18 protein-coding genes and 1 tRNA gene are annotated in these 14,630 nt (G+C 72.4%); 13 read left to right on the top strand and 6 right to left on the bottom strand.

Going from position 1 to position 14,630, the window contains the following annotated elements; translation table 11 throughout:
- Positions 1-198 precede the first annotated feature (198 nt).
- The 6 genes from eno (at position 199) to CRM73_RS14375 (ending at position 7,020) form a co-directional block, all read left to right on the top strand.
- Complete coding sequence (gene eno, locus CRM73_RS14400) at positions 199-1,482, top strand: phosphopyruvate hydratase (protein WP_017832195.1); 1,284 nt, start codon at positions 199-201, stop codon at positions 1,480-1,482.
- A 124-nt stretch (positions 1,483-1,606) separates the two neighbouring features.
- Positions 1,607-2,443, top strand: a complete 837-nt coding sequence (locus CRM73_RS14395) for a septum formation initiator family protein (RefSeq protein WP_095650471.1) — start codon at positions 1,607-1,609, stop codon at positions 2,441-2,443.
- A gap of 8 nt (positions 2,444-2,451) precedes the next feature.
- Positions 2,452-3,054, top strand: coding sequence for a DUF501 domain-containing protein (locus CRM73_RS14390; protein WP_017832197.1), 603 nt, complete (start codon positions 2,452-2,454; stop codon positions 3,052-3,054).
- A gap of 35 nt (positions 3,055-3,089) precedes the next feature.
- Positions 3,090-4,040 (top strand): Ppx/GppA phosphatase family protein, encoded by a 951-nt coding sequence (locus CRM73_RS14385; RefSeq protein ID WP_035927032.1) that lies wholly within the window; start codon positions 3,090-3,092, stop codon positions 4,038-4,040.
- Positions 4,041-4,071: 31 nt separating this feature from the next.
- Positions 4,072-5,535 (top strand): S8 family serine peptidase, encoded by a 1,464-nt coding sequence (locus tag CRM73_RS14380; protein ID WP_229588198.1) that lies wholly within the window; start codon positions 4,072-4,074, stop codon positions 5,533-5,535.
- Positions 5,536-5,610: 75 nt separating this feature from the next.
- Complete coding sequence (locus CRM73_RS14375; protein ID WP_035927034.1) at positions 5,611-7,020, top strand: NAD(P)/FAD-dependent oxidoreductase; 1,410 nt, start codon at positions 5,611-5,613, stop codon at positions 7,018-7,020.
- Positions 7,021-7,151: 131 nt separating this feature from the next.
- Here the strand turns inward: CRM73_RS14375 and CRM73_RS14370 are convergent, their stop codons facing one another.
- Positions 7,152-7,397, bottom strand: coding sequence for a hypothetical protein (locus CRM73_RS14370; RefSeq protein WP_017832201.1), 246 nt, complete (start codon positions 7,395-7,397; stop codon positions 7,152-7,154).
- Between the two features lie 288 nt (positions 7,398-7,685).
- Between CRM73_RS14370 and CRM73_RS14365 the strand changes: the two genes are divergently transcribed.
- A tRNA-Leu gene (locus tag CRM73_RS14365) sits at positions 7,686-7,759 on the top strand.
- A 36-nt stretch (positions 7,760-7,795) separates the two neighbouring features.
- A complete protein-coding gene (locus tag CRM73_RS14360; protein ID WP_035927039.1) occupies positions 7,796-8,068 on the top strand; it encodes a hypothetical protein in 273 nt (90 codons plus the stop codon).
- 194 nt (positions 8,069-8,262) lie between these two features.
- Here CRM73_RS14360 and CRM73_RS14355 read toward each other — a convergent pair whose 3' ends face one another.
- From CRM73_RS14355 to CRM73_RS14345, 3 genes are all read right to left on the bottom strand, one after another.
- A complete protein-coding gene (locus tag CRM73_RS14355; protein ID WP_035927044.1) occupies positions 8,263-8,607 on the bottom strand; it encodes a hypothetical protein in 345 nt (114 codons plus the stop codon).
- A complete protein-coding gene (locus CRM73_RS14350) occupies positions 8,604-9,173 on the bottom strand; it encodes a hypothetical protein (protein WP_229588196.1) in 570 nt (189 codons plus the stop codon). The genes CRM73_RS14355 and CRM73_RS14350 overlap by 4 nt, the downstream gene beginning before the upstream one ends.
- A gap of 184 nt (positions 9,174-9,357) precedes the next feature.
- The gene (locus CRM73_RS14345; protein ID WP_109149401.1) at positions 9,358-9,615 is read right to left on the bottom strand and encodes a hypothetical protein; all 258 of its coding nucleotides are present in this window, start codon (positions 9,613-9,615) and stop codon (positions 9,358-9,360) included.
- A 183-nt stretch (positions 9,616-9,798) separates the two neighbouring features.
- Here CRM73_RS14345 and CRM73_RS14340 point away from each other — a divergent pair, with 183 nt between their 5' ends.
- From CRM73_RS14340 to CRM73_RS14325, 4 genes are all read left to right on the top strand, one after another.
- A complete protein-coding gene (locus CRM73_RS14340) occupies positions 9,799-10,203 on the top strand; it encodes a hypothetical protein (RefSeq protein ID WP_141246785.1) in 405 nt (134 codons plus the stop codon).
- A gap of 112 nt (positions 10,204-10,315) precedes the next feature.
- A complete protein-coding gene (locus tag CRM73_RS14335; protein ID WP_095650468.1) occupies positions 10,316-10,828 on the top strand; it encodes a hypothetical protein in 513 nt (170 codons plus the stop codon).
- Positions 10,829-10,867: 39 nt separating this feature from the next.
- Complete coding sequence (locus CRM73_RS14330; RefSeq protein WP_095650467.1) at positions 10,868-11,437, top strand: dihydrofolate reductase family protein; 570 nt, start codon at positions 10,868-10,870, stop codon at positions 11,435-11,437.
- A 28-nt stretch (positions 11,438-11,465) separates the two neighbouring features.
- Complete coding sequence (locus CRM73_RS14325; RefSeq protein ID WP_095650466.1) at positions 11,466-11,942, top strand: hypothetical protein; 477 nt, start codon at positions 11,466-11,468, stop codon at positions 11,940-11,942.
- Between the two features lie 379 nt (positions 11,943-12,321).
- Here the strand turns inward: CRM73_RS14325 and CRM73_RS14320 are convergent, their stop codons facing one another.
- Both CRM73_RS14320 and CRM73_RS14315 read right to left on the bottom strand, forming a co-directional pair.
- Positions 12,322-12,858, bottom strand: coding sequence for a hypothetical protein (locus CRM73_RS14320; protein ID WP_035927081.1), 537 nt, complete (start codon positions 12,856-12,858; stop codon positions 12,322-12,324).
- A gap of 80 nt (positions 12,859-12,938) precedes the next feature.
- Positions 12,939-13,772, bottom strand: a complete 834-nt coding sequence (locus CRM73_RS14315; protein ID WP_229588194.1) for a hypothetical protein — start codon at positions 13,770-13,772, stop codon at positions 12,939-12,941.
- A 274-nt stretch (positions 13,773-14,046) separates the two neighbouring features.
- Here CRM73_RS14315 and CRM73_RS14310 point away from each other — a divergent pair, with 274 nt between their 5' ends.
- A complete protein-coding gene (locus tag CRM73_RS14310; RefSeq protein WP_095650464.1) occupies positions 14,047-14,478 on the top strand; it encodes a DUF3592 domain-containing protein in 432 nt (143 codons plus the stop codon).
- The last annotated feature ends 152 nt before the right edge of the window (positions 14,479-14,630 follow it).

Below are 14,630 nucleotides of genomic sequence, written 5' to 3'. Positions count from 1 at the left end.
GAACGGGGACTGATCCCGTCACGGGCCGCCCCCGCGGCCGGCCACCGGCGCCGAGTCGCTAGGCTGGAGCCGCCGGGGGCGCCCGGCCCCGCCGGTGCGGACCCTCGGCCGGTGCCCCGCACCGGGGCCCCGACCGCCCCACCACGCACGTTCCACCCACGTCAGCGACAAGCTCAGCACCAACGTCAGGAGCAACCCATGGCCATGATCACCGCAGTGCACGCCCGCCAGATCCTCGACTCCCGCGGCAACCCGACCGTGGAGGTCGAGGTGCTGCTGGAGGACGGCAGCTACGGCCGGGCGGCGGTGCCCTCGGGCGCCTCCACCGGTGCCTTCGAGGCCGTCGAGCGCCGTGACGGCGATAAGAAGGTCTACCTCGGCAAGGGCGTCCTCGACGCCGTGAAGGCCGTCGACGAGGAGATCGCCGAGGCCGTGATCGGTCTCGACGCGACCGACCAGCGGCTGGTCGACCGCACCATGCTCGACCTCGACGGCACGGACAACAAGGGCAGCCTCGGCGCCAACGCCATCCTGGGCGTCTCCCTGGCCGTGGCCCGCGCCGCCGCCAACGCCTCCGACCTCGAGCTCTACAAGTACCTGGGCGGGCCCAACGCCCACGTCCTCCCGGTGCCCATGATGAACATCCTCAACGGCGGCTCCCACGCAGACTCGAACGTGGACATCCAGGAGTTCATGATCGCCCCGATCGGTGCCGCGACCTTCTCCGAGGCCCTGCGCACCGGCGTGGAGGTCTACCACTCCCTCAAGGGCGTGCTCAAGGAGCGCGGCCTGGCCACCGGGCTGGGCGACGAGGGCGGCTTCGCCCCGAACCTCGAGTCCAACCGTGCCGCCCTCGACCTCATCTCCGAGGCGATCGAGAAGGCCGGGTACACCGTGGGCACCGACGTGGCGCTCGCCCTGGACGTGGCCTCCTCCGAGTTCTTCGAGAACGGCAAGTACAGCTTCGAGGGCAAGCAGCTCAGCGCCGCGGAGATGACCTCCTACTACGAGGAGCTCGTGCGCGACTACCCGATCGTGTCCATCGAGGACCCGCTGGACGAGGACGACTGGGCGGGCTGGCAGGCCCTCACCGCGTCCGTGGGCACCCAGGTCCAGATCGTGGGCGACGACCTGTTCGTCACCAACCCGGAGCGGCTGGCCCGCGGCATCGACGAGGGCGCCGGCAACGCCCTGCTGGTGAAGGTCAACCAGATCGGCTCCCTCACGGAGACCTTCGACGCCATCTCCCTGGCCCAGCGGCACATGTTCCACTGCATGATCTCCCACCGCTCGGGCGAGACCGAGGACACCACGATCGCGGACATCGCGGTGGCCACCAACGCCGGGCAGATCAAGACCGGGGCGCCGGCCCGCTCCGAGCGCGTGGCCAAGTACAACCAGCTGCTGCGCATCGAGGAGGAGCTCGGGGACGCCGCGCGCTACGCGGGGGCCTCCGCGTTCCCGCGCTACACCGCGAAGTGACCACCGGCGGCTGACCGGCCCCGCCGGTCCGTCGTCGTGCGGGGGGAGCGGCCGTTCCCGGCGGCCGCTCCCCCCGTGAGCGCTACACTGGTCCCCGTCCCCGCCCTTCCCCCGTGAGGTCGCCATGCCCGCTCCCCGCCCGCGCACCACCCGCCTGCTCGGCGGGCGCGACGCCGCGCCGGGCACCCGCGGGCGCGACGGCGGGACGGGCGGCGGCCCGGGCCACGGGCTGGGTGGCGGGTCCAGCGCCGTGGGGTCGCCGGTCCCCGCCCGCACCTTCAGCGGGCGGTTCCTGATCCTCACCCTCGTGGCCGTGCTCATCGTGTTCCTGGCGGCGCCGACCACCAAGATCTTCCTCGAGCAGCGGGCGGAGATCGCCCAGCTCGAGCGCGCCATCGCCGCCATGGAGGCCCAGCAGGCCTCCCTGGAGGACCAGGTGGACCAGTGGTCGGACGAGACCTACGTCAAGCAGCAGGCCCGGGACCGGCTCCTCTACGTGATGCCGGGGGAGCGGTCCTACCTCGTGGTGGGCGCCGAGGAGATGGACGGCGCCGTGGTGGACTCCTCGGCGGCGCAGGTCGAGGCCGAGAAGCCCGCCTGGGTGGACGCCCTCTGGCAGTCCGTGGTGGCCTCCGCCTACGAGGACGCCCGTCCCGCGGCGGGCACGGGAGCCGCCGGGGACACGGACGCCGCCGGGGACGCGGACGCCGACGGGGAACCGACCGGCAGCGAGGACGCGGACACCGCCGAGGACGCGGACACCGCCGCCGAGCCGGGCGGCACCGACGAGCCCGCGGCCCCCGGACAGCCGGGCAGCACGGACGAGCCCGGCGCGGGCCAGGACCCCGGCACCACCGAGCAGGCAGAGCAGACAGAGCAGAGCGTCCCGGCCGCCCCGGCGGACGGGGCCGGCGCGCCGCAGGACGCGGCGACGGACAGCCGCGGCAGCGCCGCGGAGTGAGGAACGGCGTGAACCCCCAGCACGGACACGAGCCCGGCGACCGGCCGGCCCCCGCACCCCGGGGACTCGGCGTGACGGCCGCGACGGTCGAGCCCACGGCCCTGGACCTCCAGGTGCTCTCCCGGCAGCTCGGGCGTCCCGTGCGCGACGTCGTCGAGATCCCGGCCCGGTGCACGTGCGGGAACCCGCTCGTGGCGGCCACCGCGCCGCGGCTGGCCAACGGCACCCCGTTCCCCACGGTGTTCTACCTGGCCCACCCCGTGATCACCGCGGCGGTGTCCCGGCTCGAGGCGGCCGGCCTGATGTACACGATGACGGACCGCATCGCCGAGGACGAGGCGCTGGCCGCAGCCCACCGGGCCGCGCACGAGGACTACCTCGCCGAGCGTGCCCGGATCGGTGCCGCGGCCGGCACCGGACCCGTGCCCGAGATCGAGGGCATCTCCGCCGGCGGCATGCCCGTGCGGGTCAAGTGCCTGCACGTGCTCGCCGGCCACGCGCTCGCGGCCGGGCCCGGCGTGAACCCGCTCGGCGACGAGACCCTCACCGCCATCGCCGAGTGGTGGACCCCCGACGCCTGCCACTGCGACCCCGCCTGGCGCGAGGCCTGAGACCCACCCGCCCCCGACACCCCCGAGGACTCCCCATGCGCACAGGCGCCATCGACTGCGGCACGAACTCCATCCGACTGCTCATCGCCGACACCCGGGAGGAGCAGGGCCGCACGGTGCTCGACGACGTGGTGCGCGAGATGCGCGTGGTCCGGCTCGGCCAGGGCGTGGACGCCACCGGGTGGCTGGCAGAGGCGGCGCTCGAGCGCACGTTCGCGGCCACGGACGAGTACGCCCGGCTGCTGGCGGAGCACGGGGTGGAGCAGCTGCGCTTCGTGGCCACGAGCGCCACCCGCGACGCCGGCAACCGGGACGTCTTCCTCGCCGGGATCCGCGAGCGCCTCGGCGTGACCCCCGAGGTCATCAGCGGCGACGAGGAGGCCGAGCTGTCCTTCCGCGGCGCCGCGGCCGCCGTGGGCGGCGCGGATCCGGAGGACCGGGTCCTGGTGATCGACCTCGGCGGCGGGTCGACCGAGTTCGTGCTGGGCAATGCCCAGGGGGTGCGCGCGGAGCGCAGCGTGGACATCGGCTGCGTCCGCCTGACCGAGCGCCACCTCGGCTCCAACCCGCCCACCGCCGCCCAGCAGGAGGCCGTGCTGCGCGACGTCGACCACGCCGTGGACGTGGTCCTGCAGACCGTGCCCCTCACGGAGGCCACCCACCTCGTGGGCGTCGCGGGCACCATCACGACCGTCACGGCCCACGCCCTCGGGCTGTCCGCCTACGACCCCGCGGCCATCGACGGCGCCGAGCTGCCCGCCGAGCGGATCGCGCAGGCGTGCCGAGAGCTCACGGCCATGACCCGCGCGGAGCGCGCCGCGCTGCCCTACATGCACGAGGGCCGTGTCGACGTCATCGGCGGCGGCGCCCTCGTGTGGCGGCGGATCGTCGAGCGGGTGGGCGCCGCCACCGGTGGACGGGTGGACTCGGCGATCGCGAGCGAGCACGATATTTTGGACGGGATCGCCCTGTCCCAGGTCGGCTGACCCGCCCGGACCCCCCGACCCGGAAGGACACATGTCTCCCAGCGCACCCCGCCCCCGCCCCCCGCGCCACCGCGCCCTCACCCGGTGGGGCGCGGTGGGGGCGGCCTCGGCCGTGGTCGGCGCCGGCGCGCTGGTCCTGCCCGGGGCGGGGCCGGCGCAGGCCCGGCCCCCGGAGCCCGGCCCCGCCCCCAGCATCCCGCTCGAGGACCCCGTCAGCGTGGCACCCCCACCCGGTGACGGCGCCACCCCCGCCCCGGACACCTCCCGCATCGCCGAGGACGGGATCCGTCCGCTGCAGTACTGGCTGGACGAGTACGGCGTGCGGAAGGCCTGGGCGGAGTCCACGGGGGAGGGCGTGCGCATCGCCGTCATCGACACCGGGGTGGACGGCTCGCACCAGGACCTGGAGGGCGCCGTGGTGGCCGGCACCGACGTCTCGGGCGGCGGCTCCGCCGACGGCCAGGAGGGTCTCGGCACCGAGCCCGAGCACGGGACCCTCGTGGCGTCCGTGGCCGCGGGCCGCGGCCACGTGCCCCCGGGCGGTCGGGACGACGACGCCCCGGGCCGGCCCGCCGGCATCGTGGGCGTGGCCCCGGACGCCGAGGTGCTCGCCGTGTCCACCTGGCTGGGCGACGAGAGCCCGGAGGTCCGCAGCGTCGACGAGCAGCTCCCGGACGCCGTCCGGTGGGCCGTGGACAACGGGGCGGACGTCATCAACATGTCGGTGGGCTCCAACGCCACCTCGTGGCCCGAGAGCTGGGACGAGGCCTTCCTCTACGCCGAGGAGAAGGACGTGCTCGTCGTCGCCTCCGCGGGCAACCGGGGGTCGGGGCTCGTCCAGGTCGGCGCCCCCGCCACCATCCCCGGCGTGCTGACGGTGGGCGGCGTGGGCCGCACGGGAGAGGCGAGCTGGGAGTCCTCCTCGCAGGGGATCTCGATCGCCGTGGCCGGCCCGTCCGAGGACATGGTGGGCGCCATCCCCGGCGACCGCTACGCCTCGTGGGCCGGGACGTCCGCGTCCGCCCCGGTGGTGGCCGGCACCGCCGCGCTGATCAAGGCGAAGTGGCCGGAGATGAGCTCCGCCCAGATCGCCAACCGCATCGTCTCCACCGCCCGGGACACCGGCTCGCCGGGCAAGGACCCGCTCTACGGGTACGGGGTGCTGGACGTCGAGGCCGCGCTCACGGAGGACGTCCCCGAGGTCGACCGCAGTCCCCTCGGCAGCATGGAGCAGTGGGTGCGGGTGCACCGCCGCAGCGCCGCGGCGACCCCCACGGCGGGCCCGGCCGAGAGCTCGGCGCCCGTCACGGAGGAGGTCGAGGCGGAGGTCGCCCCGCCCGAGCCCGTCGCCCCGATCGACGAGACCGGGCTGCTGCCCGTCGTGGTGCTCGCCGGGTTCGGGCTGCTCGTGCTGGGCCTCACGGCGGGTGCCGTGGTGCACATCCGCCGCATCGTGGCCGCCGACCCGGACGGGGACCCGGGCGGCCGTTCCTGAGGCGTGCGCCGGAACACGGCGCGGAGGCCCCGGACGAGAACCGATATCGACAGCGTTCTGAGTAGACTCGGGGGCATGTCTTTCACTCAACTGGCCAAGGACCGTCCGCGCCTTCTGATCGTCGGCGGCGGCTACGTCGGCTTCACCGTGGCGCAGGAACTGCAGAAGCGGATCAAGGACTCCGGCGGAGTCGTGACCGTGGTGGATCCCAACCCGTACATGATGTACCTCCCCTTCCTGCCCGAGGTGGCCGGCGGCAACGTCTCCGCCCGCAGCGCGGTGGTGCCCCACCGGCAGCACCTCAAGGACTGCGAGATCGTCACCGGGCACGTGCTCGGCGTCGACCACGCGAACCGCACCGCGACCGTCAAGGGCATCGACGAGGGCGAGACCTTCGAGCTGACCTACGACGAGGTCGTCATCGCCGGCGGCTCCGTGACCCGCGCCTTCCCGATCGAGGGCCTCGCCGAGAACGGCATCGGCCTCAAGACCATCGAGGAGGCCGTGGCGGTGCGCAACTGGGTGCTCGAGCGCATCGAGGTCGCCTCCCTCACCACCGACGAGGAGGCCAAGCGCCGGGCGCTGACCTTCGTGGTGGTCGGCGGCGGCTACGCCGGCACCGAGACGATCGCCGAGATCGAGGACATGGCCCGCAGCGCCGTCGAGCGCAACGAGCGGCTCACGGTCTCCGACCTGCGCTTCGTGCTCATCGAGGCCATGGGCCGGATCATGCCCGAGGTCTCCGAGGAGCGCGCGGAGAAGGTCGTGGCGCACCTGCGCAGCCGCGGCATCGAGGTGCTGCTCAACACGTCGCTCGCCTCCGCGGTGGACAAGCACCTGAAGCTCGTCAACATGCAGGACAAGTCCCCGGCCGGCGAGTTCGGCACCGACACCCTGATCTGGACCGCCGGGGTGCAGGCGAACCCGCTCGTCAAGAGCACGGACTTCCCGCTCGACGAGCGCGGCCGCGTCCGTGCCGGGGCCGACCTGCGGATCACCGGCGACGACGGGCCCCTCGAGGGCGCCTGGGCCGCCGGCGACGTCTCCGCCGTCCCGGACCTCACCGGTGGGGGAGTCGGCGGGTTCTGCGTCCCCAACGCCCAGCACGCGGTGCGCCAGGCGCACACGATGGCCAAGAACATCATGGCCGCCCGCGCAGGCAAGCCGCTCGAGGACTACTACCACGAGAACCTCGGCGCGGTCGCCGGGCTCGGCCTCTACAAGGGCGTGGCCAGCATCAAGGGCCTCCCCGGTCTGCCGGCGAAGGGCCTGGAGTTCTCCGGCGTCGCCGCGTGGGCGATGCACCGGCTCTACCACGGCTACGCGATCCCCACCGTGGACCGCAAGGCCCGCGTCTTCACCGAGTGGGCCCTGAACTTCATGTTCGGCCGGGACACCACCACGCTGCGCCACGAGCGGGACCCGCGCACGCGGTTCCAGACCGCTGCCGGCAAGGCCCCCGCCCCGCGCAAGGCCAACCTCTGATCCGATCCGTCCACCGCTCGACCCCGTCCCGGCCACGTGCCGCGGCGGGGTCGAGCTGTTCCACGGGGCCGTGACGCCCCCGGCCCGGCCCCCGTGGCGCCTGCCCCGGGGGCCGGCAGGCCGCCCGTCCGTCAGTGGGTGTTCCGGGGGTGGGCGATCTCGCGGGCGTCCAGTTCCACGCTCAGCTCCTGGTGGCGCTCGAGCGTGACCGGGTGGGCGCCGGACGCGCTGCCGAGGTACTCGAGGTCGAGCTGCCGGCCGACCCTGCTGTGCAGGACGTGCAGCTCGGCCAGGGACAGCTCGGTCAGGTCGGCGGGGAACGCGTCCTCCGGCGCCAGGTAGGTCCTGCCGGTGGGCCGGGCGACGACCTCGCTCATGCCGCGGTCGTCCGGAACGGCATCGGGGTGCACCCGTACGGGGCGGGGACGGGGGGACGTCCGGATCCCGGCAGGAACCGGTGGGACGGGAGAGCGGGGTGGTGCACGGGAGCAGCCTCCTGCGGATGCGACGACATCGCGGCCGGCTGCTCGACCACCGTGCCAGCGTACTGGATCCTGCGCCCGGCCGACAGGCGCGGTTCCCGGCCGCGGCCCCGGCCCGTCCTGGTGGTGAGAGCGGGACGAGGCGATAGGGTGGGCGGCGTCCCGGTGACGCGTCCGGGACCGGCCCCCATAGCCCAATCGGCAGAGGCAGCGGACTTAAAATCCGCTCAGTGTCAGTTCGAGTCTGACTGGGGGCACGAAGAATCGTTAGCAATCCGCCCAGACTGGCGGAGTTGCTCACCGTCACTTGGGGCCGATTCGACATTTGGCCTCCATTTCCGACATGGAATCTGCACCGGAGGCGGCCCGAGGTCCGGTGGGAGCGCGTTCTGCGGTCGCCATCCGACTGGCAGTCCAAAAAGCACTCCACCAGGCTCGACGCGAGGCTCGACGCCGACGATTTCCACCATGAGGTCATTCTGGCCGAGCATTGCTACCCGGTGCTGCTCGCCGTCTCGGCCGCGCTGTTCCTGGCCGCCGGCGGCTTCCTGATGTCCGGGGACTGATCGCCTTCGCCACGGGCGGCGCGCGCCGACAGGGGCGTTGCGTGCTGCGCGGCCACGCCCCCCGACGTGGCCTGCGCTGTGTCGGGCCGCTCGTGAGCTGCTCACCGACAGCTTCAGCTTAGAGAGCCTGACCGCACCCCGGCAGCCCCACTTCCGTGCACAAGCATGTGGTGCTGCGACGCCGATTGCCTGGACTACTTCGGCGCCTCGACGATCCGCAGGCCCGGAACATCCTCGGCGACTTGGTAGGCGACGGCCCGCCACCACCTGGCCGTGAGCGGCAACGGTGCGCCCGGCAGATCGAGGGCCGGCATGTCGGCGTCGCGGTCGTAGACCTCGAAGACCGGGTCGGGCCCGGTGTGCTCGAGCAGGTGGGCGGCCAGGTGATCTGCGACCTCGGCGGTGTACGCCTCGATCCGTTCCACGTCCTCGCGCACGACCTTCAGCTCGATCGGCGTCATCCGCCCGTCGGCCGGCGACTGCACCGCGGGCACCGACTGCGGGCGGGACTGCGCCCAGGCGGCCAGGTCCTCGCTCACGAGCCCTCCACCGTCTGCCCGGTGTCGTCCTCGGGGTGGGCGGCGCCGAAGGCCCAGTTCCACGGGGTGGTCAGGAAGTCGTAGGCGTCCTGCGGGAAGCCGTCGGCGTCGATCAGGTCCCGGGCGGCGAGGGCGATCAGGGCGTGGGCCACGGGCATCTGAAAGCTGGTGGCGGTGGCTTCGGCGGCGCGCTCCAGGGCGTCTCCGGACGGGGGAGCGGAGTCGGGGCGGGTGTGCCGGTGCATCAGGAGGAACAAGTCGGTGGCGATCGCCTGCGACAGGCTCCGCCACGACCCGAGGATCTGGTCCAGGGCGTCCTGGCGCCCGGCGGCGGCCGCGGCGCCGACCGCCAGCTTCACGGCAGCCTGACCGAGCGCGTCGTAGTCCACCTCGACGGGGGTGTTGTCGGTGACGAACTTCTGGTGGAGCTCGGCGGCCTTGCGCAGCGCCTGCGACTGCTCGAGGCCGATGTCCGCAGCCTTCTCGAAGACGGACTGGACCTGCGGGCCCTGGGGACCGGCCGCGGCGGCGAGGACCTCGGGGTTCTGCCAGGTGGGGGTGCTCATCGCGCGGTGCTCCTCGGGGGGTCGGAGGCGGTGAGCGACGTGTTCGCCCGGTGCCTGCTGGTCGCACCGTAGCAGTCGTCCCGACGGCGACAACGAGCCTTCAAGAGCCGGTAAGCGTCTGGCCGCGTTCGCCGCTCGAGCCGAAGGATTGCTCGAGAGATGTCCTCGAAACGCTTCCGGCCCCCTAGGAGGCGCGGACCTTCAGCGCGTCCTCGGCGTTGAAGTCATCAGGGCCCACCGGCCAACGGCAAACCTCGCTGTCCAGGTCGGAACCGAGCCGGCCCAGCGGCAGCGGGTCCATCACGGAGAGCATCTTCGCCTCGGCGGCGAAGCGGGTGGGACCGGGGACGTTCACCGCGACGCGGCCCGTGGCCCGGATCTCCAGCACCAGCAACCTTCCGGTCTCGAAGCAGTACTCCCCATCTACCTCGACACCCGTCACACCTCCGCTACCGCGGCCGACCCGCACGACCTGAGGGCCGCGAGCAGGCGAGCATTTCGTGCTCGAACACCGGGGCGGAGACACCTGCCCTACCGGGCGTGGCCTCAGCCCCTCGACGCGCCCTCCGTGAGACGGTCGAAGGCATCGGAGGCTTGTGTCGGTGAAGCGAAGGAGCAGCAGATGATGACCCGGTGCACGCGCGCGATGCTGGCGGTGACGATCGCTCTCGTCGTCGCTGGTTGCTCGCAGGACTCGGTCGACCTGTACGCCGGCGAGCAGACCGAGGACGACACGCTTCCCGCGGAGATCGATGCCGCGGAGTACGGCTGGGATGCCGACAGCTCTCGGTTGCTGGCCATCCACGAGGGCGCCGAGTTCTACCTCGTGGCCGGGGAGGAAGGCGACTGCCTGCTCACCTACGACCCGACGGCAGCCGGGGACTGGGTCGCTGGTTGCACTCCCGGCGGGCGCGTGGGCACCAGCGGGCAGTTGGGCATCAAGGCGGACTTCGCTCCGGCCGGCCTTCCGGGGGAGGAACCAGAGGGATGGGTGCGGCTCACCCCACAGCTGCAGATCGAGACCGGCTGATCCAGTCGCGTCGCGGCGACAGACTGCGTGCCGCCGGCGGCCGTGAGGGATGTCGGCCGTTGTTCCGGGGATCGGGTCTACCCCCGGCCGGTGTGGTCGGCGATCATGAGGCATGGCCGAGCACGCAGACCCGGAGGAGACACCGCGGTTCGTCACGTTCCAGCCGTGGCGGATCCGGATCGCGATCGCCGTCGTGTTCCTCGTACTGATCGTGGTCGCGGCCGAGCTCGTGCCGGAGGGACCGTATCTGCTGACGACCGGACCTGTCTTCGTAGTCGGCTACACAGCGCTCTCGTTCGCTGTGCATCGATCGGTCGTCCTCAGTCTGGGGGACCACGCCGTGGAGATCCGGCAGGGCTGGCGCAAGCAGCAGCAGATCCCGTACGAGCAGATCACCGAAGCAGCCGTCGGGCCGCGCACCGAGTGGTGGCGCATCGGCCGGCGCCGAATGGACGACGGGGCCACCGGCTACCTGATGGGCGGGCCCAGCGTGCGCATCGCCACCGGGGAATCGTCGGTGGTGGTCTCGGCCGAGGAGTCCTACCGGGTGGCCGGGGCGATCCAGCGTCAGCGCGAGCACGTCATCGCCGAGCGAGCATCAGGCACGGAACCGACCGGGCGCTGAGACAACCGAGTCGGCGCCCCATCAAGGGAGAACAATGAGATGAGACCACTTCGATACTCGATCAACGTCACGCTCGACGGCTGCTGCCATCACGAGGCAGGGCTTCCCCCGGACGAGGAGTCGATGCGCTACTGGACCGCTGAGATGGAGCGAGCCGATGCCCTGCTGTTCGGCCGGGTGACCTACGAGATGATGGAGTCGGCGTGGCGGAAGCCGGCCACGGGCACGTGGCCTGACTGGATGGAGGAGTGGGAGATCCCGTTCGCCGAGGCCATCGACCGGGTGAAGAAGTACGTCGTGTCGAGCACACTGAGCGAGGTCGATTGGAACGCCGAGCTGGTGCGAGGCGACCTGGGCCAAGCGGTTCAACGGCTCAAGCAGGAGCCGGGCGAGGGTCTGTGGGTGGGTGGCGTGACGCTGCCGACGGCGTTGGCTGATCTGGGACTGATCGACGAGTACGAGTTCGTGGTGCAACCGGTCCTTGCCGGACACGGGCCGACGCTGCTCGCCGGTCTGCGCGAGCGCGTCCAGCTCGAGCTCGTGGACCGCCATGAGCTCCGGTCGGGGGCGGTCGCCCAGCGATACCGGCCCGCGCGAGTGACAGCCTGACGACCCGAGCCAGGACAGCGGCCGGCCGATGCCCGGGTACTGGGAGAAGCACCACGACCGGACACCCGAGCACGTGCCGCACCTGCCGGTCACCGGCGTCGTGCGCTCCGTCCAGGCGCTGCACTACGCCTTCGACGAGGGCGCGGACCCCGGCGTGCTGATCATCCGCCCCGACAGCGAAGTGGCCGTGGAGCTCGACGCCGTTCCCGGCGCCGGGACGCAGCTGCCGGGGCGCACGCGGGAGCACGAGGTGCTGGCCTACCGGGTGCAGCTGGAGGTCGCCGACGACGCGGAGCTGCCGGCCTACGTGCCGGACGAGCAGGCCTTGCTCGTTCCGGTCATCGGATCGTCGACCGGTGCGGCAGGTGCGCTATTCGGGTGCAGTCGTCGGTGCGGCGGACACGCCCCAGAAGGCCTCGTAGCCCTCGGCTTCAGCTGCCACCGTGACCGTCTCCGGCGTCGTGTCGTCGGGGGCGCCGAGCTGCACGGTCGTGGTCACCGGTGAGCCCGCGCAGTCCCCTTCGCCGTAGGACCCGTGTTCCCCGATCAGACTGATCCGTCCGGAGGATAGATCGGCGTCAGCCCCCGGGTCAGCCGGTGCGCACGCCATCGTGACCGCGTACCACCCGGGCTCCACATCGGTCGTCGAACCGGTGGCGCGACTGCCGTCGGTGCCGGTGCTGCCGGCGATGGAGAATCCTCCCTCGGCGACAGCAGGAAGGGTGTTGGCCGCCCACGTTTCGAGGTCGACCGAGGTAGCCGATGAGGACTCCGTTGACGGGCCGCAGGCTGTGATCATCAGCAGCACGGCGGCGGCAGCCAGGGCTGCGGACGTACGGCTTGTCATGTCCGTCACCCTAGTGCCCCGCCGGGGCAGCAGGCCGTCAGCCGGTGCGCTCGGCGGCGTGCAGGGCGTCCAGGTAGGCCCAGCCGCGGCGGGCGCGGAGGACCGGGACCACTGCGATCAGCATCATCAGGACGGCGGTCACCGCCCACCACGTCTCGGTGCGCAGGATCCAGACGGCGACGACGCCGGCGATCCCGGCCACGATCGTGGTCGCCGACTCCAGCTGAGTGCAAGCCAGCACCCCGGCGGCGACGCGGGTGCCCGGATCGTCCGGGACCAGACCGGAGGAGGCGGTGATCCCGATCGATCGGCGCAGCGCTCCCTTGTCCTGGTGGACGTCGAGGCGGGCACGGGGCGCCTGGACGAGGCGCTGCACGATGAGCGCCAGTCCCAGGAGCAGAGCCGGTCCGAAGGTGACCCAGGGGCTGCGTGCGGTACCGCTGTCGTCCAGTCCCCAGTGGACCAGGGCTGGGAACCCGACCGTGAGCACGGCGGCCGCCGGCACGGCGCGGGCGAGGACCTGGCCGCCGGTCGGCACGGGCACCTCGGCGGTCTGCTGGGCGGACTCGTTCATGGTGCCGAGGCTACCGGCCCCGTCCGGGCGCCGGCGCGCACGGCCACGAGGCCGGCGGCGGAGATCGTGACGCCGGCGGGTCATCGCAGGAGGTTCCGCTGCAGCCACAGGGTGCACCACATCTTCAGGCGCAGCTCGTCCCAGCCGGGGACGTCGACGATCAGGGCGGCGGGTCCGTACCGGTGGACCGATACGACGCCGTCGCGATCGCACAGCTCGGAGATCAGCAGGGGCACGATCTCCGGGCGCTCGGCCGGGATGTCTTCGCGCAGGCCCAGGTCGAAGCAGTCGAGCTCGGCGACGACCGTCACCAGCGGCTCGTCGACGGCAGCGGCCTCCGGTCCTCGCCCGTTCAGAGCGTCGACGGTCCGCTGGACGTGGGTGCGCATCTCGGTGCCGGACATCGGATCGCGGCCGTGGGCCGACTGGTAGACGCTGTAGAGCGGCAGGGCCGGCAGGAAGATCTGGTGGTGGTCCGAGGCGAGCACCGGGTAGTTCAGCAGCGGGTGGTCACTGATGCGGTGCTCACCGACCTGCCAGGACGCAGCGGGGACCGCGGCGGTCAGGAGCTGGCCGAGGTAGGTGGCGAAGCCGTCGACGAGTGCGATCGTGGCGACCGGTGGGTGCGGGTCCACGAGTCGTCCGTGGCGTGCCCAGGACGGCCAGGAGGGGCGGGTGGCATCGTCTTCCAGTGACCGCGGGTCGACGCCGAGCCGCGCGGCCCGAGCGGTGAGCCATGCCCACAGCGGGGAGACGGAGTAGAGGGACCCGTCGAGCGTCTCACGCGTGTCCAAGCCGGCGCCGGTCAGTGCTGCGCGAAGCCTCTCCAGGGCCGGTTCGCGTTCGGCGAGGTAGACGTCGAGGGCGTCGGCGGTCTGGCGCGCGTCCATCGATTCGTACGGCTGGTCTCCCATGGGCGTGACCCTACTGCCGGGTTCGCAAGCTGCGGAACCTCTGGTGCGCTTCGCGGCGAGCCGACCAGGCGGATCGTGCTGAAGGCCTCCCGGCTGCCACCCTCCGTGTGCGTGACAGCCCGGGGGTGCGGGGACAACGGCGGGTGGGAGGATAGCTTGAGACCATGGCCGACCCCCGACGAGCCCTCTGCTGCGCTCCCTGCGTCCTCGACTCCGGTCAGGCATCGACGATGCCCGCCGCCCCGCTGGTGCGCGGCGGTTCTGGGATGCCCGGGTGAGCACCGTGCTGTACGCGGTCTGGGCGCTGTTCGTCGCCGGGGCCGCCGGCTCCGTCGTCCACACGGTCCGGAAGAACAGGCGGCACGAGCGGCTGACCGCCCACTGGCCGAGGGCGGAGGCCACCGTGACCGGCAGCCGGGCCGGCTGGACCAGCGGCGTCGGCAGCACCAGCCGGTCACGCCGCTTCTGGCCCACGTACCGGTTCGCCGACCTGCAAGGCACAGCGTTCACCGGGGCCTCGGAGATCTCCTGCGGCGCACGGCCTGTGCCGGGGACGGTCGTGGAGGTGGCCTACAACCCGGAGGACCCGACGGAGTCCTTCCAGGTCTCGAACCAGACGAGGGTCGCGTTGGGCTGCCTCATCCCGTTCTTCGTCGTCTTCGCCGCCGTCCTGTTCTGGTTCATCACCGTCCTCCCACTGCCATGACCACAACCTGTCCCTCGTGGAGGGGTGTCAACGGCGAGTGAAAACTGACCCCTTTCCGGCATCTGAAGGTTGACCCCCTGATCACTCGTCTTCTTGGGTTCCGGCCGCGGGCACGCGGCCGAGATCTCGGTTCTTCAGCCGGTAGGAGTCGC

The organism is Kocuria sp. CCUG 69068 (assembly GCF_020833785.1).
In the GTDB taxonomy this organism is placed as follows: Bacteria; Actinomycetota; Actinomycetes; order Actinomycetales; family Micrococcaceae; genus Kocuria; species Kocuria rosea.
This window is presented reverse-complemented; position numbering and strand designations above follow the sequence as displayed.

What these genes read in the sequence shown, in the direction of transcription:
- eno (WP_017832195.1), top strand. Translation starts at nt 199, where the DNA reads ATGGCCATGATCACCGCAGTGCACGCCCGCCAGATCCTCGACTCCCGC.
- CRM73_RS14395 (WP_095650471.1), top strand. Translation starts at nt 1,607, where the DNA reads ATGCCCGCTCCCCGCCCGCGCACCACCCGCCTGCTCGGCGGGCGCGAC.
- CRM73_RS14385 (WP_035927032.1), top strand. Translation starts at nt 3,090, where the DNA reads ATGCGCACAGGCGCCATCGACTGCGGCACGAACTCCATCCGACTGCTC.
- CRM73_RS14380 (WP_229588198.1), top strand. Translation starts at nt 4,072, where the DNA reads ATGTCTCCCAGCGCACCCCGCCCCCGCCCCCCGCGCCACCGCGCCCTC.
- CRM73_RS14375 (WP_035927034.1), top strand. Translation starts at nt 5,611, where the DNA reads ATGTCTTTCACTCAACTGGCCAAGGACCGTCCGCGCCTTCTGATCGTC.
- CRM73_RS14370 (WP_017832201.1), bottom strand. Translation starts at nt 7,397, where the DNA reads ATGAGCGAGGTCGTCGCCCGGCCCACCGGCAGGACCTACCTGGCGCCG.
- CRM73_RS14350 (WP_229588196.1), bottom strand. Translation starts at nt 9,173, where the DNA reads ATGAGCACCCCCACCTGGCAGAACCCCGAGGTCCTCGCCGCCGCGGCC.
- CRM73_RS14340 (WP_141246785.1), top strand. Translation starts at nt 9,799, where the DNA reads ATGACCCGGTGCACGCGCGCGATGCTGGCGGTGACGATCGCTCTCGTC.
- CRM73_RS14335 (WP_095650468.1), top strand. Translation starts at nt 10,316, where the DNA reads ATGGCCGAGCACGCAGACCCGGAGGAGACACCGCGGTTCGTCACGTTC.
- CRM73_RS14330 (WP_095650467.1), top strand. Translation starts at nt 10,868, where the DNA reads ATGAGACCACTTCGATACTCGATCAACGTCACGCTCGACGGCTGCTGC.
- CRM73_RS14325 (WP_095650466.1), top strand. Translation starts at nt 11,466, where the DNA reads ATGCCCGGGTACTGGGAGAAGCACCACGACCGGACACCCGAGCACGTG.
- CRM73_RS14320 (WP_035927081.1), bottom strand. Translation starts at nt 12,858, where the DNA reads ATGAACGAGTCCGCCCAGCAGACCGCCGAGGTGCCCGTGCCGACCGGC.
- CRM73_RS14315 (WP_229588194.1), bottom strand. Translation starts at nt 13,772, where the DNA reads ATGGGAGACCAGCCGTACGAATCGATGGACGCGCGCCAGACCGCCGAC.